Source organism: Algoriphagus sp. AK58 (genome assembly GCF_014324365.1).
GTDB lineage: Bacteria > Bacteroidota > Bacteroidia > Cytophagales > Cyclobacteriaceae > Algoriphagus.
Genome location: NZ_QEIG01000020.1, coordinates 1 through 19,744, shown reverse-complemented (window position 1 = coordinate 19,744; position 19,744 = coordinate 1). Strand labels below are relative to the sequence as shown.

The window sequence follows — 19,744 nt, the reverse complement described above, 5'->3', positions numbered from 1 at the left end:
ATTCAAATTCAGGATCTACAGCAAGATAATTTAAGGGTAATTGCTATAGATGATTTGGAAAATCATTTCAAAATATCGATCAATTATACGATAATGTATTTTATCGCCTGAATGAAGGATATTCAGCGTGACTGTTTCAGGTAGTCAAACCTAATCGATAGGGAGAAATAGCTCTATAACTCTTTATCAATTCCTACTCCGCCTTAAACTCAAAAATCTTCTCACAGATCGCCCATCTCCAATTGGGAGGGGTACCCGGAAGGTTGGTTTGATATTGTCCGAGAAAGGCTTCCCATTCCTGCACTTTTGGGTTTGCATTGTCCAGAGCGGCTTTTTTCTCAAAGCTAAAGGCATCATCAGCCACCAGTATCATGCTCAGTCGGTTTTTCCAGCGATAAATACTCATCTGTAATATTCCTGCCGCTCCAATACTTTCCAAGATTTCCGGGGCAACAGCTTTGTGACAATCCACATAGGCTCGAATGGCCTCCGGTTCGTCTTTCAGATCGCAGATGAGAAGGAAGGTTTGCATGGGTGTTTAGTTACTTCAATATTCGATATTCAGTGTTCGATATTCGAAATTTTATTTATTCAATGATTCAGACTTTGTTCGGCTTTTAAATCAATATCGAATATTGAATGTGGACCACCGAATGATGAAGTGTGACAGTGGATTTAGGGTTAATTATCGACTTTCTTAACCCTCGCCGCAAATAACCACACCAGAAAGAAGCAAATCAGTGGTAGCACAAAGGAGAAATTGACCTCTGGTACGCCGAGGATTTTCACATCCGTGTAGCCTGTACCTCCGATATCCAAAATCATCCCTTGAAGCGTAGGCATAATCGCCCCTCCGACGATCGCCATGACCAGATAGGCTGCGGCAAACTTGCTGTCTTCTCCCAATCCTTCCAAGGCAATCCCGTAAATCGTCGGAAACATCAGTGACATGGCAAAACTTATTCCCACTAGGCTATACAGTCCGATCATTCCTTCCAGAAAAATAGCACCCAAGGTAAAGCCCATCGCCAGTACAGCAAATCCTGCCAATAGATTGGCAGCGGGCATAATCCGCAGCAAAGCGGTACAAACCCATCTGCCTACCAGAAAGACTCCTAGCGAGGCATAAGCATAGTTGACAGCGTCATAGTTAGAGATCCCGATTGACTCGGCATATTGGTAGATATAGGTCCAAACCATGATCTGAGCTCCTACATAAAACATCTGTGCCAAGGTGCCTTCCACAAAATTCCGATTGGCCAAAAGTCGCTTCATCGTGCCTCCAAAATCGATTTTCCCATTGGAATCCTTGTTTTCCGGCATTTTGACCAAAGCGATGAGAACCAAAATAGCCAAGACTACCAAACCCAAAATCACATAGGGATTTCGGATGACCATCAGGTCATTGCTCTTGACTGCAGCTTTTGCAGCGGCATCAAGGGTGTCGTAGATCAGGTTGCCGTTTTCGTCTGTATTGTTGCTTTGGAGGGAATTCAGAATAAAGGTTTTTGCCACGAAAAGCCCCGCCAAAGCCCCCATGGGATTGAAGGCCTGAGCTAGATTCAGGCGCTGAGTTGCCGTAGCCTCAGGACCCATAGAGAGGATATAAGGATTGGCGGTGGTTTCCAAAAAGGCCAAACCGAAAGTCAGGATATACAAGGCCGAGAGGAAGAACCCATAGCTTTCCCAGGCTGCGGCAGGATAAAATAAGACCGCACCAAAGGCATAGAGCCCCAAGCCGAGTAAGACTCCGGTTTTGTAGGAGTACTTTTTGATGAAAAACGCAGCGGGCAGGGCCATGGTGAAATAGCCTCCATAAAAGGCCAATTGGACCCAAGAAGCCTGCGTATTGTTCAGTTCCAGCACCCGCTTGAAAGCCGCCACCATGGGATTGGTGATGTCATTGGCAAATCCCCAAAGTGCAAACAGGGAAGTGATCAGGATAAAAGGGACTAATAGGTTTTTGGGAACGAGTGCAGGTTTTTGGGTCATAAGGCTCGGTCAAGATGGGTGTAGCCACCGTCTACATAAAGATGCTGTCCGGTGATATGTGAGGCTCGGTTTGAGAGTAAAAAAATAGCCATCGCTGCGATTTCTTCGGGCGTGGTCATTCGTTTTCCCAATGGGATTCGATGGTTGATTTCTGCCAGTTTTTCTTCGGGATTGGGAAAGGTTTGGATCCAACTTTCGTACATGGGGGTGTACACCTCGGCCGGGAGAATGGCGTTGACGCGAATGTGATAGGGGAGAAGCTCCACTGCCCATTCCCGGGTGAGGGCGAGTTGGGCACCTTTGGCGGCGACATAGCCCGAAGTGCCTCCTTGGCCGGTGACAGCAGTTTTGGAGGAAATATTGACAATCGCCCCTTGGCTTTTCTTTAATTCTGGAAGTGCAAAATGAACCAGTGAATAATAGTGGTTGAGATTATTGGCAATGGATTGGGCAAAAGCCTCCGGGCTGCCTTTTTCCAACCCCACTCCGTCATTCGCACCGGCATTGTTGACGACTCCATCGATTCGACCAAAAGCCCTAACTGCTTCCTGAACCGCTTTTTCACAATCTTCGGCTGAAAAAAGCCTCCAAGGCAGATGAAGTGCCTTTCCCACGGCAAGTTCGACCAAATCTTTTCCTTCCTTTTCCGAAGGATCAATGATCACCGGAATCGCTCCTTCCTCGATCAAACCTCTGGAAATAGCTCCTCCGATGCCTTTGGCACCGCCGGAGATCAGAATGACTTTGTCTTGTAGGTGGAGGTTCATTTCAGTGGTCAGTTTTTAGTCTTAGTAGGCAGGGTGTCAGGTTGAGCGTTGTCGAAACCTTAGTGTTTTGGTGATGAATAAATAGCCCAATGTTTATCAAATCTTGTAGAATTCAGCTGCGGTTTCGCCCATGATTTGGTCTTTTTCGGAGGAAGAAAGTTGGCTGGTGAAATCATCAGCCACTCGGTACACCTGCTCGTATTCGGCAGCGACTAGGCAAACCGGCCAGTCGCTTCCGTACATAAGCCGATCAGGACCGAATAGCTCCAGGGCGATTTCCAGGAAGGGAAATAGATCTTCCGGTGTCCATTTTTTCCAGTCTGCCTCGGTCACCATTCCAGAGACTTTGCAATAAATCAGTTCCCGTTCAGCCAAAAGGGCCATTTTCTTTTTCCAGACTTTCCATTCTCCATCCTTAATCAGAGGTTTCGCCAAGTGGTCGATGACCATGCGCTGCTCAGGACATTTATTGACCAGTTCCAAAGCGGTATCCAGGTGCTGCGGAAAAAGGAGTAAATCATAGGCATAGCCCCGGTCTTTGAGTTTGTGAATTCCCCGGACAAACTCTTCCCGAAGCATGTATCGGGGATCTTTGGACTGCAGGACTTCTCGGAATCCTACCAACTTTTCCTGACTGGAATATTGATCCAGAATCTGGTCCAAATCATCTTTTCCCAAGTCTGCCCAACCCACAACTCCCAAAATCCACTCATGCTGGGCTGCCAAATCCAGAAGAAAATCAGTTTCTCTCAGACTTTCATCTGCCTGCACCGCAATGCAACCGTCAATTTTAGCATCTTGGAGGAGAGGGTAAAGGTCACCGGGCAGAAAATTTCTCCTAATCCGGCTCATATCGGGAGTGATCCAATCCTGCCGCTTGGGATCATATTCCCAGAAGTGCTGATGGGAGTCGATTCTCATGCCTCAGGATCGTTCATAGCTACCTGACGGGAAACTCCCAATCCTTCGATGCCGAGTTCGACAATATCTCCCTGTTCCAAAAATCTGGGTTCGGGCTTCAATCCCATGCCAACCCCCGCGGGAGTCCCTGTAGAGATCACATCTCCCGGAAGCAAGGTCATGTATTGGCTGAGGTGCTCGATGATGGTCGGGATGTCAAAAATCAGATCAGAGGTGCTGCTGTCTTGAAGCATTTTTCCATTCAACTTCAGCCAAAGTCGAAGGTTGTGCGGATCGGGGATTTCATCTTTGGTGACTAGGGTTGGACCCAAGGGAGCGAAGTGATCAGCACTTTTGCCCTTGACCCATTGGCCTCCGTGACGAAGCTGGAAATCACGCTCACTCACGTCATTATGTAAGCAATAGCCGGCGATGTATTCGTAGGCATTTTCTTTTTTGACATACTTGGCTCGCTTTCCGATGACCACAGCGAGTTCTACTTCCCAGTCGGTTTGCTTGGAATTTCGAGGAATATAGATTGGGTCATAGGGTCCACAAAGAGAGGAAGTTGCCTTCATGAAAATGATGGGAACCTCAGGTACAGCCATTCCTGCTTCTTCTGCGTGTTTTCGGTAATTTAGTCCTATGCAGATGATTTTGGAAGGTCTTGCGATGGGTGATCCAATCCGGGCAGTAGAGGGAATTTCACGAAGATTAGCTTGGTTGGCATGAAGCCATTCTTCCAGTCTTGCCAGACCATTTTGGGTAAAAAAGTCTTCATTCCAATCTTCTCCAAATCCTGAACAGTCCAGATTTCGTCCTGAGGCATCTTGGATTCCCGGTTTCTCTTTTCCAGATTCACCGAATCGTATAAGTTTCATAGGGTTAGGTCTTTAGGTTTAAAATGTTTTTGAGATAAAAAGAAAAAGAGATAAGAGATAAGAGATAAGAGATAAGAGATAAGAGATAAGAGATTTAGTTTCTGATTGTAGCTCGCATTGAATCTTTCAATTTTCCAATCTTACAATCTTAAAATTCATATCACATCTTCAACCCCATAAATCCTCCGTCGATATTGAAGTTGGCACCGGTGATGAAGCTTCCTGCGTCGGAACTGATGAAGTAAGCCAATTCGGCAATTTCTTCTGGGGTTCCCATCCTTCCTATGGGTTGAGTGGCGGCAAGCTTGTCGTACATTTCCTTTTCTTTTCCAGGATAGTTTTTCGCCAAAAAACCATCCACAAATGGAGTGTGTACACGACCCGGAGAGATACAATTGCACCGTATTCCGTCTTGGACATAATCTCTGGCTACACTGAGTGTCATGGAAAGGGCGGCCCCTTTGGTCATGCTGTATGCAAAGCGATCGGGAATACCTATGGTGGCGGCTACGGAGCACATGTTGAGAATGGAGCCTCCTCCATTTTCTTTTAACTTGGGAAGAGCAGCTTTGATGCAGTGAAACATGCCTTTTACGTTTACTTCAAATACGCGATCAAAATCTTCTCCGGAGGTATTTTCCACTTTTCCGATATGGGAAATTCCAGCGTTATTGATCAATACATCAATTTTGCCGGGAATGGTATGGATCAGTTTTTCAACCTGAGCATAATCGGTGATGCTGCCTTCTAGAAATTTGACATGAAAGCCTTTTTCATGTTCCTCTAATTGAAGCTTTGTTCCTTCTTGGTGATTAGTGTCGATGAAAAAAACAGTGTATCCTTCTGTGGCAAACTTTTTCACCATGGCTAGTCCAATGCCGCTGGCACCTCCTGTGATCAGGACAGTCTTTTTGTTCATAGTTTGGTTTTTTCGGGTTTGAGAAGTTGAATTTCAAAATACGAAATCAAATTTTCTCCATGCAATTTTTTTTCGTTTGAATTAAAAATACTTCTAATTAGGAAAAAACATTCCCTTAAAGACCATGGAGTAAAACAGAAAGAAAGAATCTAATCTTGGTAAAGAGTTAACTTTTTTCTTCGGAACGGGTGACTTCTTCAGATTTTTCACTGATATCTCTGACGATTTGATCCAGTTCGTTGGCAGAAGTTTGAATATACTTGAGAATCGTTTTGGTTTCTTCCTCAGCCGGATTCATTTCGGTTTCGAGGAGATTGACCAATCCCATCAGTCGGGCCAGTGGAGCCCGTACAATATGTGATTGGATCCAGGCAATTTCCCGGAAGGCTGCGTTTTGCTTCTCAATTGTCTGTAGATGCAGGTTTTTTTCTGTCACATCATTGACCAATATAAGACAGGATTCGGAGTCATTAAACTGGATTAGAGAAGACACGATTTCAACCTGAATTATCTCTCCGTTCCTTTTTTTATGAACTGCTTTCATTGGTTTTTCACATTCCATCCTGTTTCCGTTTTGATCCAGAAAAAGGCCCTTCTCCAAAAAAAGGTCTCCAAAGTGGAGATTAAGGAATTCTTCTCTTGAATATCCGTAGTGATTTACTGCAGCCTGATTGACATCCAAGATTTCTAAGGTTTCCTTGTTGCAAACACATTTGGGTAGAGGGCTTAGATGGAAAAGGTTGCTGTAGTTTCGTTCGGATTTTTGAAGATCGTCGATATATTTTTTTCTCTCTATCGAATAGATGAGCGTTTTGTACAGCATGGCAGGAGTGAGGTCGTCCTTCAAGAGGTAGTCCGAAACACCCAAAGCCAAGGATTTTATACTGAAATCAAGGTCTGTGAAGCCGGTGAGTGCGATTACAGGAAAGCCCTTGGCTAATTCAATGATTTCAACAATCAATTTTTCCCCTGAAGAGTCAGGTAGGGAAAGGTCCAATAGGATGACATCAAATTGTTTTTCTAAGTCAGAAAGAAACTCCTTTGCCTCAAAAAATGTAGAGGCATGGGTCAATTGTGGCGATTGGATATGCTCAGAAAGGTACTCTTCAATCAGAAAGTAATCTCCAAAATTATCTTCAATGACAAGAAACCTATATTCAATGGGGTCTTTTCTCATGTGTTTTTAACTTTTTGAAGGAAGCTTGGTGGTGTTGATCCAAAATTCCTCTAAGACAGAGGTTACTTTGAAAAACTCATTGATATCCACGGGCTTGATGATGTAGCAGTTGCAATGCTCCTGATAGGCATTTAGGATATCCCACTCCGAGGAGGAGGTGGTCAAAATGATGATAGGAATGTGCTTAAGGTCAGGGTGGTTTTTGACACTCTGCAGGACTTCATGCCCATTTTTTTTGGGGAGATTGATATCCAACAAAATAAGATCAGGAAGTCCTGACAACCCTGCCTTGGACTGACCTAACAGGTAAATAAGGGCTTCACTTCCATCTCTTTTTACAATAAGCTCAGTAGGAAACTTGAATTCCTCTAAGGCTTCCTTGGTAAGTACGATATCTCCCTCATTGTCCTCCACAAGGAGGATCTTAATCTTAGTTTTGTTCATTGCTTTTTGATAGTAAAAATCAGAGTACTGCCTTCACCGGGTACGGAATTTGCCCAGATTTTGCCGCCAAATTGGGTAACAATTTTTCTGCATGTAGCCAGCCCCATACCTGTTCCGGGGTATTTCTCTTTTGGATGGAGTCTTTTCAAAATCCCAAAGATTTCCTCAAGATAGTTTGGATCTATTCCTATGCCATTATCCTTCACAGAGAATTGCCAAAATTCTTCCAATTCCACCGCATCAATCCAGATTTTGGGTTTTTGTCCAGGCTCTATGTATTTCAGGGAATTCCCGATTAGATTTTGGAATAGAATTCTCATCGGTACTTTGAGTCCTTTGATAACAGGTAAATCGGAATAGTGGATTTGAGCCTCGGTAGTGCGGATGATGTCTGATTTAAGATTGATCACCTCTTTTATAATTTCTTCTACATCAATCTCTTCCAATTGATTCAAATCAAATCCTGCCTTGGAATATTCCAGGAGATCATTGATCATCTGGGTCAGTCTTTTGGCTCCATCTGTAGCAAAATGGATGTATTGCTGTGCTTTTTCGTCCAGGGAATTCCCGTATTTTTTTTGAAGGAGATCCATAAATGAACTGATCATTCTCAGGGGCTCCCGCATATCGTGGGAGGCTAAGGCAGCAAATGCTTTCAATTCCTGATTGGCAGAGGAGAGTTTTTCATTGGCTTGGAGGATCTCGAGTTCGGCCATTTTTCTTGCCGTAATATCCTTCGTGGCACCAATCATCCGGATGGCTTTCCCGCTTTGATCACGGATTATGAATCCTTTGTCAAGGATAAAATTATACTCCCCGTTTTTCTTTCTCACCCTGAACTCCATTGCCCAAAAATTGTCCGTACCGGCCAACGCCAAGTTCAAATTATGCCTTACTTCACCCAAATCACCAGGATGAATGATACTTTCCCAAAACTCATTGGAGTCTTGTGAATCATTTGGTCCGTAGCCGAAGGTCTGGTAAAAAGAAGGAGATCGGAAGGTTTTATTTTCTATCATATCCCAATCCCAAATGAAATCGGAAGTAGCTTTTGTGGCTAATTCAAACCGCTCATTAGCGATTTTTAGATCACGGGATTGCTCTTCCACTTTTTTCTTCAGTACACTGGGTATCCTTGAAAAATTCCAGCTAATCAATCCGAAAATCATAGAGGTGATGAACCGAAGCAAGATGGAAGGGATAAGTCCAGAGAAGGCTGTACTTTTTTTAAGCTGAACTGCTAATTCCCAATTGCCTTCGGGAATTAGCACACGTTGAAGGCTTCCTGTATATTCCGAGTCATTCTTTACTTCTGGAAGAAAGTTTTTCCAGGTTTCGGTAGAGGTATCCAATTTCGAAAATTTGACAGAGAAAATACTGGATTCGGGATTGACCAGCTCTGAACTTTTTATTAGAGTTTCCAAAAATATAATGACCGCTGAAAACCCCTTTAATTCTCCTGATTTTTCAAAGATGGGATATCGTCCTACTATGCCAATACCACCTTGGCGAAGGGTGAAGGGACCAGAAAAATAGATGTCTCTCCGGTTAAAAGCTTCCAATACTTCATCTCTTCTTGTGGGATCTTGAGCCACATTATAACCAATCACTGCTTCGTTGCCTTGAAGGGGATACACCGCGACGATGGTTCCGGAGTCCAGGTATTGGATCACGTCCACGTTTGGATTATTTTCTAAAATTTGTTTTGCCAGAGAATCAAAGTTTTCGGTCACCTCAAAATTTTGAGCAAAAAAAGCAAGTGTTTTCGCTGCTGAGATACCGTTTCTGATCGAATAAAGAATAGAGTTTTCCAATTCATCGAGCTTGGATTTTACAGCTTCTCTTTCGTTTGAAAGCCGTATTTGATACTCTGTCCAAGATAAATACATGGTCAGAGAAAAAACACCGATGAAAACTCCCCACCCAGTGACCCTAGGATAGCTGGACAAAAAGTTGAGAATATAAGATTTGATTTTCTCTAAAATCTCCATCATTGCTTCTTAAGCGTAAAAAAGAATGTACTACCCTTACCCACCTCTGATTCTACCCAGATTTTTCCTCCGTGGAATTCCACGATTTTTTTACAGATGGATAGACCAATTCCCGAACCTGAGTATTGCTCTTTCTGATGAAGCCGCTGGAAAATAATGAAAATTTTGTCCTGATATTCCCTGGATATTCCAATCCCATTATCCTTGACCGAAAACATCCAGCGATCACCTTTATCCTGATAATCAATGAAAATTTCCGGGGTTTTATCTGGGCTTTGGTATTTCAGTGCATTAGAAATTAAGTTATGAAACACTTGAATTACCGAATTGGGATGGCATAAAATCTCTGGCAAAGGTGCCAGATGGATCATTGCCTTTTTCTCTTGGATGGACTTTTTGTTGAGCGTCAAAACTTCTTTGACTAAGTCTGTCACATCGACTTGTTTTTTGGATTCATTGATATTTCCTACTCTGGAGAATTCAAGAAGATCCAGAATTATTTCTCGCATTCGCTTTGCCCCATCCACCGCGAAATGGATGTATTGCTTGCCTTTTTCGTCGATAATATCGTGGTATTTTTTCTCTATCAGGGTCAGGAAGCTGGTGATCATCCGAAGAGGTTCCTGCAGATCATGAGAGGCTACATAAGCAAATTGCTCCAGTTCTTTGTTGGAAATTTCAAGTTCCCGATTGGATTTCGCCAGCTCTGAGTTCAGAATTTTCAGGGATTCTTCATATGCCTTGCGTCGGGTAATGTCCTGAATGGCTCCAACCATTCGGATAGGCTTTCCATGCTTATCCCGAATAATGGTTCCCTTATCCAGCAAAAACAGTGTTCCGTTATTTTTCTTTATAAACCGATATTCAGATTCAAAAGATGACTTTTGGGGGTCCTTTAGCACCTCTGTCAATAATGAAATTACCCTTTCCCTGTCTTCGGGATGGATATTTTTTTCCCACCGGTCGTTGGTATCTTGAACACCGGCCACTTCCTCGTCAAATAAGAGGTTAAATCCTTCTCCCCAATAATGTTCCCCTGTGGCAATATTCCAATCCCAAATGGCATCATGGGAGGCTTTGGAGATTAAGGAAAATCGTTCATTAAATTCCTGTATCTGTTGTTCTGATTCCTTTCTCTTATTGATGTCGCGGATTATCACTGATACTCCTTCGTAAGTGGGATAGATGGTCACGTCCAGCCAGGCATTGACCCACTCATCAAAAGTTTCGAAATTAACCAGTTGTTGGTCTTCAAGGGCTTTTCTATATCCTTCTCTGAAGTCCTCATTTTCGGTTTTCACAAAATCCCAGATGCTTTTTCCGAGAATATCTTCCCGCTTGACCCCAGTGAGTTTTTCTACTGTATTGTTCCAGTAAATGACGCGATAGTTTTTTTCAAGAGCGTAAAAGGAATCTCCGATACTTTCCAAGAGGGCATTGTGGTTTTCCAATGCTTCTTTTATTTGATCCAAATGCCGTTTTCTTCCGATAGCAAAAGAAAGATTGGTAGCCATGGATTGCAAAAAGTTTTTCTCATCCTCGGTCCACTTATGCTCTTCATGGCAATCATCAAAGCCTAAATAGCCAACTATTTCATTTCCCAGAAATATGGGAATGTTCAGGATACACTTGATCTGTTGTTCCTCCAATATTTGTCTGGTCGCCCCGGTCGCTTCTTTGGTGAAAATTGAAAAAGGTTTTCTTTGATTTACTTTTTTCCAAAATTCAGGATGGGCATCCATTGGAATAGCCCGGTACTCAGGGGCGTCAATATAGGACATTACCGTTCCGTTGGTCCATTCATGAGTTATGTCGCCGTAATAAGCTTCTTTTTCTTGGTATATCTGTATGAAATAAGATCGATCAACGCCTGCGGCTTCTCCCATCTCCTGTAGCATGGTCATGATTTGACTTTCCCAATCCTCTGTTTCGAGGAACAATTCAATGACTCTTGCCGTAGCTTCGATGAACTTGGTTTTCTTGGAGAGAAGAAGTTGAGTTTTTTTCTCTTCAGTCACATCTTGGAGTGCCCCGACCAATCGAATCGGAGTTCCATTTGAATCCCTGATGATCACGGTATTTTCCTTCACATAGGAATAGGTTCCATCAAATTTTTGGAATCTGTATTCACCGGTCCACCGTACTTGGCTGGTATTCTTTCTTGCCAGATAGATGGATTCAAGAATTTGGCCCAGGTCTTCAGGATGGACTTTTGAATTCCAAAATTCTTCTGAGACAAATTCCAACTCTGCAGGATAGCCGAAAAGCCTGTGGTAACCTTTTCCCCAGAAGATTTTATCGGAAGTTAAATCCCAGTCCCATATTGCATCCGAAACGGCTTGGGTAGCCAAATGAAATCGTTCATTGCTCTTGCGGAGCGATTGTTCGGCACGATATCGGTCGGTTACATCCAGAACAGTTGAAATCATCAGGTTTTGATCTGGTAATGGGATGTTTTTGGCAGAAACTCTTCGCTTATCGCCCGACTGGGTGGTGATCGGGATTTCTTCCCAAACCATCTTTTTTGGATCCCCTGATCGCATATCTTCGACAATCCGTGCTGTAATCTGCGCTCTGTATTCAGGATCCGGGTAGACTTTCTCAAAAAACGTGCTGACGTCTTTCAGGATCTCTTCAGGCCAGCCATAGACTTTTGAAAATGCCGGATTAATGAAGGTAGCTTCTCCGCTGTCAATTTTATTGACGGCAATACCCATGGGAAGATTCATCAGCGTGGATTCAATGAAGGTATTTCTATCCCTGAGTGCATTTTCAATTTCTTTTTGGTAAGTGATATCCTGCACAGTTCCCCGGAGCTTCTTTTTTCCGGAATTTTGATCTGTTTCCACTTGACCTTTTTCATGGACATATTTTACCTTACCTCCAGGACAGATGATCCGATGAACAGCGTCCAATGGGGAATCACCCCTAATGGCAGCAAAATGCTTGGGTAAAAAATCATCTAAATCATCTCTAACGAATGATTTGGTGAAAACTTCAAAATTTGGTCTTACGGATTCCTTGTCGAGACCCCAGATTTGATACACTTCATCAGACCAAAAAATTTCTTCTGTCTCCATGTCAAATTCCCAATAGCCCAGTTTGCCGATCTTTTGGGAAAGATTCAGTTTTTCAACCAGCTCTCTGCTTTTGATTTCCTCCTCTATTCTCTGGGTTACATTTTCGGAATAACAGGCAATGGCGATTACCTGACCGAATTCCCGAATAGGCACAATCTGGACTTGGTGATAAATTAATTTTTCTTTTACTACCCTTTCTCGGATAAATGTGCTTTTCTCTCCACTTAGCGCCAGATCGTAATGGCTTTTCCAAAAATCATAATCCTCTTGGAAACCATAGTTGTCTTCTAAAATGGAATCTCCCAGTTGAATGGGATGACCGCTTATCTTCTGGATGGTATCAAAAAACTTATTATTGCCAAATACCAGTCTATACTTGGTATCAAGGCACCAGATAGTTTCCGGGGAAGTATTAAGGACAAATTCGAGCTTCTTTTTATCACTAAAGCTCCCGATTTTTTCTTGGGTAATTTCTTTTAGTAAACCATAAACTCGGATAGGATCAGTTCCTTGGCCAAATTCCGCCCATCCCTCTGAAATAAAGTATTTGACCGTTCCGTCATTTAAAAGTGATCTAAATTCTAATTTGAAAGAATTTCCTTTCGAGGTTAATTTTTGATAGGCGGTTCTTAAAAGTGAAAGGTCTTCAGGATGAATCAGAGAAAACAACAACTCAGCGCTTGGGGCTTGTTCGTTTTTTTGACCTAACAAGGCATACATATTTTCAGACCAGACCAGTTTTTTGCTTTGCAAATCCTCGATCCAATGGCCTAAATTACCAGAAGACTCTAGTCTTTTAAGTAAAGCAAGAGAATCCTCCAAGATGTTCTTGGAGGCATCTGATACAGACTGATGTTCTTGTGGCAGGTTTGACATTTAATCCAATAACCTCAAATGTGCTTGAAAATATAAATTACGAAAAAGGGAATACCTACCAAGTGTAGAATTGTGTAAACCTAAAGCCGCACCACTTCCCCAGTTTTCACAGATTCATCACAGGCAAAGGCTATCTTCAGACTGTTCAAAGCATCGTCCAGATGATTTGTAAGGTCCAGATTATTTTGGATTGCTGCTAGAAAATACTTTTGTTCCCGATTGCAAAGTTCTTGGTGATCAGGTTCATCCGTCATATCAATCCATTCGTCTTTTTTGGTAAAATGGTTTTTTTCGTCAATGTCAGCATGGTGGACCCGGATTGATTCTGTTTTGGTATGGCTGTCCACGTTGTCTGATTTCCCGGAGGCCCCTGCGTCCTTTGCCACTATAGAAACGGAACCTTTTGGTCCAAAGACATCCTTTACAAAAAATGCAGTTTCGGATATCATAGGTCCCCAGCCAGCTTCATACCATCCCACGGATCCGTCTTCAAATCGGATTTGAAGTTGTCCGTAATTGTAGTTGTCTTTGGCAATATCATCGGTTAATCTGGCGCCTATTGCCGATACCCAAACAGGCTTGGAGCGAGTCATCTGGCACATCACGTCGATGTAGTGAACACCACAATCTACGATAGGGCTGAGAGATTTCATCAGGTTTCGGTGGACATCCCACATGAATCCATGGCTTTGCTGATTGAGATTCATGCGCATCACCAGGGGTTTACCCATTTTGTGGGCCTCTTCGATAAATCTCATCCAGGAAGGATGGTGTCTAAGAATGTATCCTACCACCACTTTTTTTCCTGCCTCTTTTGCCTTGGCAATGATTCTTTCACATCCCAAAACGGTGTCTGCCAAAGGTTTTTCGATGAAGATATGACAGCCTGCTTCCAATGCCCGGAGTGCGAATTCTTCATGAGTATCCGGATAAGTGGAAATACAAACCGCCTCGGGGTTGGTCTTGGCAAGTGCTTCCTCATAATCATCAAATAAAGGATAGTTTGCTCCCAGATTTTTATTTAACCTGACTTTACTTTCTCCTCTGGCCACCAGACCACAGATTTCAAATTCAGGCATATGATGATAGGCTGTTGCATGGGAAGCCCCCATGTTACCACAGCCGACTACAAGGATTCGGATTGGGTTCATTTGATTTCTTTATTGGTGAGTTGAGCAAATTGCAACGGGCTAAGATAAATAATTTCTACGTCGAGCGTCACTGGAACTAGGGGCTCATCCTTGTCGTCCCGGCTTACTTGGACTATCTGGTCAATGATTTCCATACCTTGAATAACTTGTCCAAAGACTGTGTAATTTCCGTCCAGCCGATGAAGTCCATTTGGATTTTGTACGATATAAAACTGACAACGGGCGGAGAGTTTTCCTGGATTATCGTCTCTTCCAGCACCCACAGCACCGTAAACATGGGTTAATTCGGGATGGAATTCAGGTTCCAGAAGGTATTCAGGGTCAGTAAACCCTTCAGGAGTATCCGGGCATCCTCCCTGCGCCACAAAATTGGGAATAACCCGATTAAATGTCAGGGAATCCCAGTATCCCGCTTCGGCCAACTCAATGAAGCTTTGTCGGTGATTGGGAGTTCGTTCATCGAGTTGAATGAGTATTTCTCCATAGGGAGTTTTGATTTTGCCTACCGGGATATTTTCTGTCTGATTAGAAAATATCAGCTGAAGGATCAGAAGAAGGATCATCGGCGTGATTTTAAAGAAAAGAAAGAGTTACTAGTAGGTCCTTAATTTACATAATTCAGGGACTTATTTAGATTTTTGAGGCTTTTGCGTCTGCGATAGAATCCTTTTCTGAATTCTACGTTCATTTGATTGAACAAATGGCTCTGTCTATGGATGGCTTACCTTCAACCTATACCTCAAATCAGGATCAACCCATTCCAGAAAATGAGGTGGATCGACTTCTGGCATTAAGTGATCTGGATTTGGATTATACCGATCTCAATCATGTTTTTGCGGATCTGACCAAACTGGCAGCCAAAGTGGCCGGCACTTCCATTTCTTTGATCAATTTGATAGACTCATTCACTCAATGGAGTGTCTCCTCCTATGGTATTGAGTTGAAGCAAATGCCCAGGGAGGAATCAGTTTGCCAGTATACCATAATGCCAGAAAGCTCTCAAGGATTTGAGGTGGAAGATTTAACACAAGATGAGCGTTTCAAAGACAGGTTTTATGTCACAGATTCGCCTTATCTGAAATACTATTACGGGATCCCCTTAAAGGTAAATGGGGAAGTGGCTTTAGGCGCTTTGTGTGTTTTACATGATCAATACAAAACACTCAGTTCAGATAAAAAAGAAATGTTGGAGATTATAGCAGGAGAAGTGGTTAACAGGATCAAAATGCATCAAACCATTATTTCTTTGAAGGAAAAGGTAAAAGAGACCAATTCGATCAAAAACAAAGTAGCACATGATATCCGGGGACCTATTCGGGGAATCATAGGTTTGGCAGAGATCATCCAAATGCAAGGTGACCAGAATAAACTGGATGAGGTGTTGGATTTCATCGGTCTCATTCATAAAAGCGGAAATTCTGTTTTAGAACTTGCTGATGAGATATTGTCCCAGAATTTTGATAAAAGGGAGCCAGGAAAGAGACCACCAAAGGAAAATGAATTTACTCTTCTAACCCTTCAGAGTAAATTGAAGGATATGTTTGATCCTCAGGCTATTACCAAAGGTATTGCCTTAGATGTAAAGGCAAATACTCCTCAAGCAGGTATTCCTTTTCCAAAGAATAAAATTTTACAGATTGTGGGGAATTTGATCTCCAATTCTATCAAGTTCACTCCTGCTGGAGGAAAGGTGGAGGTTTATTTGGATATGGAGGTGGATTCGGATCGAAAAACTCTGAACTTTTCAGTTAAAGATTCTGGAGTGGGTATTTCACCCGAGAAAATTCAAGAAATTAAGGAAGGGGGCACTTCTTCCTCCAATGGTACGATAGGTGAAAAAGGATTTGGCTTTGGGTTAACCTTAGTCCAGAGGCTGATTACTAGCTTAAAAGGTCAGCTTAACATTAAATCTCAACCTGGCATGGGGGCAGAATTCCAAGTAATTCTTACCCTTGCCTAAGTGACTTAAGTTAGTGTTGTACTATCAATTTACCCTGCTTTCAAACTGTTGTCAACGGGGTAAGCGTACATCGATAGGAAGTTTTTGAGTAACACCTCGTTACTGGTATCTACTTTTCCCTGAAGACGCTTTTCGAAGGACCATTTTTCTTCCTGTGTGTAAAATTCCGTAAAGTCATTTTTTCCATGGAGCAGGTCATGGGAAATGTAATTGCTTGGCCATAGTTTATAGCCTTTCCAGATTTTTAGGTCAATCAAAGAGGCCAATTCGGTGAGTTTTTCGCTTTGGGAGATATCCATTTCGGAGATGGCTCTGACTTCCTTATCCAATATGCCATTGACCTGGATATGAATCCGCTTTTTCGTACCCATGATTCCCCGAAGGAGGTTGACAAAGTCTTCATTTTCACTTTTGACATATTTTTCATCCCTAGACTTGGCCAATAGTTCGGGAATTTTCAAAATGTCAGTAGGGTCGTATTCATAGGAAATTGATACAGGCACCAGTTTGATTTTTTCAAAAAAGCCAAATGGATTGGGGCCTTCTTCCCCCAAGGTCAGCATCTTGAGCACCCCTTTGTGAGTCACATCATTTCCGTCTTTGGTTCTGCCTTCCCGTTGAGCAGTCCATACAGAACGGTTTTCTCTCAGTAAGGACTTATGAATGTATTCTGATACCAGTATTGAACTTTCCAAAAGCGCTCTTCCTGTCAGCCCTCTTCGAATGGCAAAATTTCTGTTGAGTCTGGAAAGGATATGCAGAAAAGGCTTTTTTATCAGGTTGTCTCCGATTGCAGAGGTAGTCATGACCAGCCCATTTTCATACAGGCAGGCATTGAGTAAAGACGTGTCTAGTATAATATCTCTGTGGTTGGAGATGAAAAGGTAGGCGGTATTTGGTTCAAGAATCTCAAATCCTCCCGTGCTCAAGCCATCCGAACTTTTTTCCAGGACTTTCATCAGCGCAGGATAAATGAAATTGATCTGAAAATCCCTTAGGGAATGAGTATAAAGCATCAGATTCTTCCATTGAGAAGAAGAATCATTTGGAAAGGCAAAATTCATCATAGCCTCCAACATGGGGTCGTTGATGATCTGCCGGATGGCTGCATTAACTTCCGCATCGTAGAAAGGTCTTATTGGATCAAATTTTGACATAGTGAGCAGGTGATTTGCTTGCAAAAAGCAAAAATTAACGGAATTATTGAAGTTAAAATATTTATTAGATTGACAGTTCGAGGCTAATTAATCGCGCTTTAAATACTTATTAAAAAAGAATAGATGCACAGGTAAAGCTTCAGTCCAATATTGCCAAGTGTGTGCCCCGGGCCTTTCAATGTATTCATGAGGTGTGCCATTAGCCACCAATAGCTGATGGATTTGCCGGTTGGTCTCTATCAGAAAATCCTCCACACCACAGTCAATGATAAGTGCAAGACCATTGGTTTTCATCCTATCTACCATGCCTACAGCTGTGTAGGGATTGAAAATAGGTCCATCGTAATTGATATCGCCAAGCATGGCCTTCTGTCCCTGAACCCGAAGGTTTCTGAAGTCTTCTTGAACTTTCCAAAGACGGGTATCAATATTCATCACTCCACTCATACTGCCCGCAGCCACAAATAAGTCAGGATGCTTGGCTGAAAGGGTAATAGCCCCATGTCCACCCATGGACAGTCCAGTAATTGCCCGTGATTCTTTTTTGGCCAAGGTGCGGTAGTTTTTATCTATGAATGGGATGAGTTCCGAAATGATGTAAGTTTCATATCTGACAGTGTCCATAATAGGGCTGTCATAGTAATAACTAGCCGGCCCTACTCCCGGAGTTACAATGATAAGATTGTAATCATCTGCCATTCGGTTTACTAGTTCTTTTTCTGTGACCTTTTGATGCCAATCATTGAAGGCTCCAGAACCTCCGTGGAGTAGATAGACTACTGGAAACTTTTTATTGGAGTTTGTGTAATCCGATGGTAAAGTGACCGCTGCTTTCAGCGTCTTCTTCATAGATGGGCTATACACCACTATGGTATCTACCTTAGTTTGGGCCAAAACAAACAAAGGCCAAAGGAATAGCAAGAGCATCAGTGCTTTTTTCATAAATGGTTGGAATTGTAAGTTCAAGGGTGAATTTTCGGCAGTACACTAAGACGGAGCACTACTCCATGGTCTTCGATTGGGTCGATTAATTGGTCGAGGATTCGAATCTACGAATCTCAGCTCGAATCTCATTTTTAGAAAAGGCTATTTTGTATATTCCGTAAAATTCTCTTCCTATTTCGATGAAAAGTTTGCATAGCATAGCATATTTCCTGATTATTTTGGTTTTGGGCGCAATAGTGTTGAAAGAGGGTTCATTTATTTTTGTGCCTTTGATTTGGGGAGTGTTTTTTGCTTTCGCACTAAATCCATTATCAAATTGGTTTGAGAAAAGGCGGTTTCCAAGAGGACTTGCTATCTTCACGGCTATTCTTATTGTGACATTGATAGCCGGTGCTATTTTTTATACCTTATTAAATCAGATGATCGGCTTGATTAGAGATATCCCGGAAATAGGGCAGAATGTCGAAGAAAAAATGAGCCGTTATTATGATGAGCTTCGGTTTTTGTTGGGAGACGGGATACTTGATCCTGATTATAAAACCGATCTTTCTTCAATTTTTATTTCTGAAGGAATAAATCAAACCCTCTTTTCCACTGGGAAATCAGTCACCTTAATCGGGATTATTCCACTTTACACTTTTTTATTGTTGTACTACAAGGACTTCTTCAATGAGTTTTTGGTTAGGTTTTCCTCAAGAAATCAAGAGACAGTTCTTCATTGGGTCACTGATTCAGGCAATGTGATTCAGTCATATCTGGTGGGTATGATAAGGGTCACGGGGATTGTGGCTGTACTTGCCGGGATTTTCTTTTATTTGATGGGAATCAAGTACTTCATACTTTTTGCGGCTTTTATTGCCATCATGAATTTGATTCCCTACGTAGGGGTTTTTGTTTCATCGGTTTTTGTTATTCTTTATGTTTTTTTGACGACCGATTCTTTGTTTTATCCCTTTATTACTTTCATTACACTGTGGGGAATTCAGCTTTTTGAAAATAATATCATTACCCCAATTGTAGTGGGATCCAAGGTACGAGTGAATGCTTTAGCAGTAATTTTGGCGATTTTGGCAGGTGGATGGCTCTGGGGAATATCAGGTATGGTTTTGTTTATTCCTCTGGTCGGCGTTTTGAAGATTACATTGGAAAGGAATCCAAGTCTGAGTTCCTTTGGATACTTGCTCGGAGATGATGTACCGGTGACCGAAGCATCTGAAAATTTCTGGAAGGTTATTCAACGAAAGCTTAATTCAAAGAAAAATTAAGCTAGATTTTGGTTACCGGGATAAATCGAAGAAATATTCCTCCGGCATCAATTTAATGAGCCTCCTACAGGACTCGAACCTGCGACCCACGCTTTACGAAAGCGTTGCTCTACCAACTGAGCTAAAGAGGCGAAATGAATTAAAGCTTAACGCTACTCAGTTGGTGCCACCCTGCAATCCGGCTGCTCGCTAAAGACTTCCAAAGGGAAGTCTTCTAGACACTCGCCCCTCAACTGAGC

16 protein-coding genes and 1 tRNA gene are annotated in these 19,744 nt (G+C 42.4%); 2 read left to right on the top strand and 15 right to left on the bottom strand.

Annotated features, from left to right (window positions below):
- Positions 1-193 precede the first annotated feature (193 nt).
- The 12 genes from DDT91_RS17015 to DDT91_RS16960 all read right to left on the bottom strand — a co-directional run bounded on the left by DDT91_RS17015 (position 194) and on the right by DDT91_RS16960 (position 14,741).
- Complete coding sequence (locus tag DDT91_RS17015; RefSeq protein WP_187177397.1) at positions 194-532, bottom strand: L-rhamnose mutarotase; 339 nt, start codon at positions 530-532, stop codon at positions 194-196.
- A 149-nt stretch (positions 533-681) separates the two neighbouring features.
- Positions 682-1,992 (bottom strand): L-fucose:H+ symporter permease, encoded by a 1,311-nt coding sequence (gene fucP, locus DDT91_RS17010; RefSeq protein ID WP_187177396.1) that lies wholly within the window; start codon positions 1,990-1,992, stop codon positions 682-684.
- Positions 1,989-2,759, bottom strand: a complete 771-nt coding sequence (locus DDT91_RS17005) for an SDR family oxidoreductase (protein ID WP_187177395.1) — start codon at positions 2,757-2,759, stop codon at positions 1,989-1,991. The genes fucP and DDT91_RS17005 overlap by 4 nt, the downstream gene beginning before the upstream one ends.
- Before the next feature lie 96 nt (positions 2,760-2,855).
- Positions 2,856-3,680: an amidohydrolase gene (locus DDT91_RS17000; protein WP_187177394.1), complete on the bottom strand. Its 825-nt coding sequence runs from the start codon at positions 3,678-3,680 to the stop codon at positions 2,856-2,858.
- The gene (locus DDT91_RS16995; protein ID WP_187177393.1) at positions 3,677-4,540 is read right to left on the bottom strand and encodes a fumarylacetoacetate hydrolase family protein; all 864 of its coding nucleotides are present in this window, start codon (positions 4,538-4,540) and stop codon (positions 3,677-3,679) included. Before DDT91_RS16995 ends, DDT91_RS17000 begins: the two co-directional genes overlap by 4 nt.
- A gap of 160 nt (positions 4,541-4,700) precedes the next feature.
- Positions 4,701-5,459, bottom strand: a complete 759-nt coding sequence (locus DDT91_RS16990; protein ID WP_187177392.1) for an SDR family NAD(P)-dependent oxidoreductase — start codon at positions 5,457-5,459, stop codon at positions 4,701-4,703.
- Positions 5,460-5,625: 166 nt separating this feature from the next.
- On the bottom strand, positions 5,626-6,636 hold the full coding sequence (locus tag DDT91_RS16985) for a response regulator (protein WP_187177391.1): 1,011 nt from the start codon (positions 6,634-6,636) through the stop codon (positions 5,626-5,628).
- Between the two features lie 6 nt (positions 6,637-6,642).
- The gene (locus DDT91_RS16980) at positions 6,643-7,080 is read right to left on the bottom strand and encodes a response regulator (protein ID WP_187177390.1); all 438 of its coding nucleotides are present in this window, start codon (positions 7,078-7,080) and stop codon (positions 6,643-6,645) included.
- Positions 7,077-8,969: an ATP-binding protein gene (locus DDT91_RS16975; protein ID WP_187177389.1), complete on the bottom strand. Its 1,893-nt coding sequence runs from the start codon at positions 8,967-8,969 to the stop codon at positions 7,077-7,079. The genes DDT91_RS16980 and DDT91_RS16975 overlap by 4 nt, the downstream gene beginning before the upstream one ends.
- A gap of 101 nt (positions 8,970-9,070) precedes the next feature.
- A complete protein-coding gene (locus DDT91_RS16970; RefSeq protein WP_187177388.1) occupies positions 9,071-13,027 on the bottom strand; it encodes a PAS domain-containing protein in 3,957 nt (1,318 codons plus the stop codon).
- Positions 13,028-13,107: 80 nt separating this feature from the next.
- Positions 13,108-14,178 (bottom strand): Gfo/Idh/MocA family protein, encoded by a 1,071-nt coding sequence (locus DDT91_RS16965; protein ID WP_187177387.1) that lies wholly within the window; start codon positions 14,176-14,178, stop codon positions 13,108-13,110.
- On the bottom strand, positions 14,175-14,741 hold the full coding sequence (locus tag DDT91_RS16960) for a peptidylprolyl isomerase (protein WP_187177386.1): 567 nt from the start codon (positions 14,739-14,741) through the stop codon (positions 14,175-14,177). The genes DDT91_RS16965 and DDT91_RS16960 overlap by 4 nt, the downstream gene beginning before the upstream one ends.
- A gap of 137 nt (positions 14,742-14,878) precedes the next feature.
- Here DDT91_RS16960 and DDT91_RS16955 point away from each other — a divergent pair, with 137 nt between their 5' ends.
- Complete coding sequence (locus DDT91_RS16955) at positions 14,879-16,138, top strand: GAF domain-containing sensor histidine kinase (RefSeq protein WP_255502167.1); 1,260 nt, start codon at positions 14,879-14,881, stop codon at positions 16,136-16,138.
- 29 nt (positions 16,139-16,167) lie between these two features.
- Here the strand turns inward: DDT91_RS16955 and DDT91_RS16950 are convergent, their stop codons facing one another.
- Together DDT91_RS16950 and DDT91_RS16945 are read right to left on the bottom strand one after the other, a co-directional pair.
- The gene (locus tag DDT91_RS16950) at positions 16,168-17,295 is read right to left on the bottom strand and encodes a 1-acyl-sn-glycerol-3-phosphate acyltransferase (RefSeq protein ID WP_187177385.1); all 1,128 of its coding nucleotides are present in this window, start codon (positions 17,293-17,295) and stop codon (positions 16,168-16,170) included.
- A gap of 87 nt (positions 17,296-17,382) precedes the next feature.
- The gene (locus DDT91_RS16945) at positions 17,383-18,237 is read right to left on the bottom strand and encodes an alpha/beta hydrolase family protein (protein WP_187177384.1); all 855 of its coding nucleotides are present in this window, start codon (positions 18,235-18,237) and stop codon (positions 17,383-17,385) included.
- Positions 18,238-18,419: 182 nt separating this feature from the next.
- Between DDT91_RS16945 and DDT91_RS16940 the strand changes: the two genes are divergently transcribed.
- Positions 18,420-19,505: an AI-2E family transporter gene (locus tag DDT91_RS16940; protein ID WP_187177383.1), complete on the top strand. Its 1,086-nt coding sequence runs from the start codon at positions 18,420-18,422 to the stop codon at positions 19,503-19,505.
- A gap of 58 nt (positions 19,506-19,563) precedes the next feature.
- Here the strand turns inward: DDT91_RS16940 and DDT91_RS16935 are convergent.
- Positions 19,564-19,636: transfer RNA gene (locus tag DDT91_RS16935), tRNA-Thr, on the bottom strand.
- Between the last annotated feature and the right edge of the window lie 108 nt (positions 19,637-19,744).

Excerpts from the sequence above, each read along its gene's own strand:
- DDT91_RS17005 (WP_187177395.1), bottom strand. The coding sequence starts at position 2,759 with ATGAACCTCCACCTACAAGACAAAGTCATTCTGATCTCCGGCGGTGCC.
- DDT91_RS16990 (WP_187177392.1), bottom strand. The coding sequence starts at position 5,459 with ATGAACAAAAAGACTGTCCTGATCACAGGAGGTGCCAGCGGCATTGGA.
- DDT91_RS16965 (WP_187177387.1), bottom strand. The coding sequence starts at position 14,178 with ATGAACCCAATCCGAATCCTTGTAGTCGGCTGTGGTAACATGGGGGCT.
- DDT91_RS16980 (WP_187177390.1), bottom strand. The coding sequence starts at position 7,080 with ATGAACAAAACTAAGATTAAGATCCTCCTTGTGGAGGACAATGAGGGA.
- DDT91_RS17015 (WP_187177397.1), bottom strand. The coding sequence starts at position 532 with ATGCAAACCTTCCTTCTCATCTGCGATCTGAAAGACGAACCGGAGGCC.
- DDT91_RS17000 (WP_187177394.1), bottom strand. The coding sequence starts at position 3,680 with ATGAGAATCGACTCCCATCAGCACTTCTGGGAATATGATCCCAAGCGG.
- DDT91_RS16940 (WP_187177383.1), top strand. The coding sequence starts at position 18,420 with ATGAAAAGTTTGCATAGCATAGCATATTTCCTGATTATTTTGGTTTTG.
- DDT91_RS16985 (WP_187177391.1), bottom strand. The coding sequence starts at position 6,636 with ATGAGAAAAGACCCCATTGAATATAGGTTTCTTGTCATTGAAGATAAT.
- DDT91_RS16955 (WP_255502167.1), top strand. The coding sequence starts at position 14,879 with ATGGCTCTGTCTATGGATGGCTTACCTTCAACCTATACCTCAAATCAG.
- DDT91_RS16960 (WP_187177386.1), bottom strand. The coding sequence starts at position 14,741 with ATGATCCTTCTTCTGATCCTTCAGCTGATATTTTCTAATCAGACAGAA.
- DDT91_RS16970 (WP_187177388.1), bottom strand. The coding sequence starts at position 13,027 with ATGTCAAACCTGCCACAAGAACATCAGTCTGTATCAGATGCCTCCAAG.
- DDT91_RS16995 (WP_187177393.1), bottom strand. The coding sequence starts at position 4,540 with ATGAAACTTATACGATTCGGTGAATCTGGAAAAGAGAAACCGGGAATC.
- DDT91_RS16975 (WP_187177389.1), bottom strand. The coding sequence starts at position 8,969 with ATGTATTTATCTTGGACAGAGTATCAAATACGGCTTTCAAACGAAAGA.
- DDT91_RS16950 (WP_187177385.1), bottom strand. The coding sequence starts at position 17,295 with ATGTCAAAATTTGATCCAATAAGACCTTTCTACGATGCGGAAGTTAAT.
- DDT91_RS16945 (WP_187177384.1), bottom strand. The coding sequence starts at position 18,237 with ATGAAAAAAGCACTGATGCTCTTGCTATTCCTTTGGCCTTTGTTTGTT.
- fucP (WP_187177396.1), bottom strand. The coding sequence starts at position 1,992 with ATGACCCAAAAACCTGCACTCGTTCCCAAAAACCTATTAGTCCCTTTT.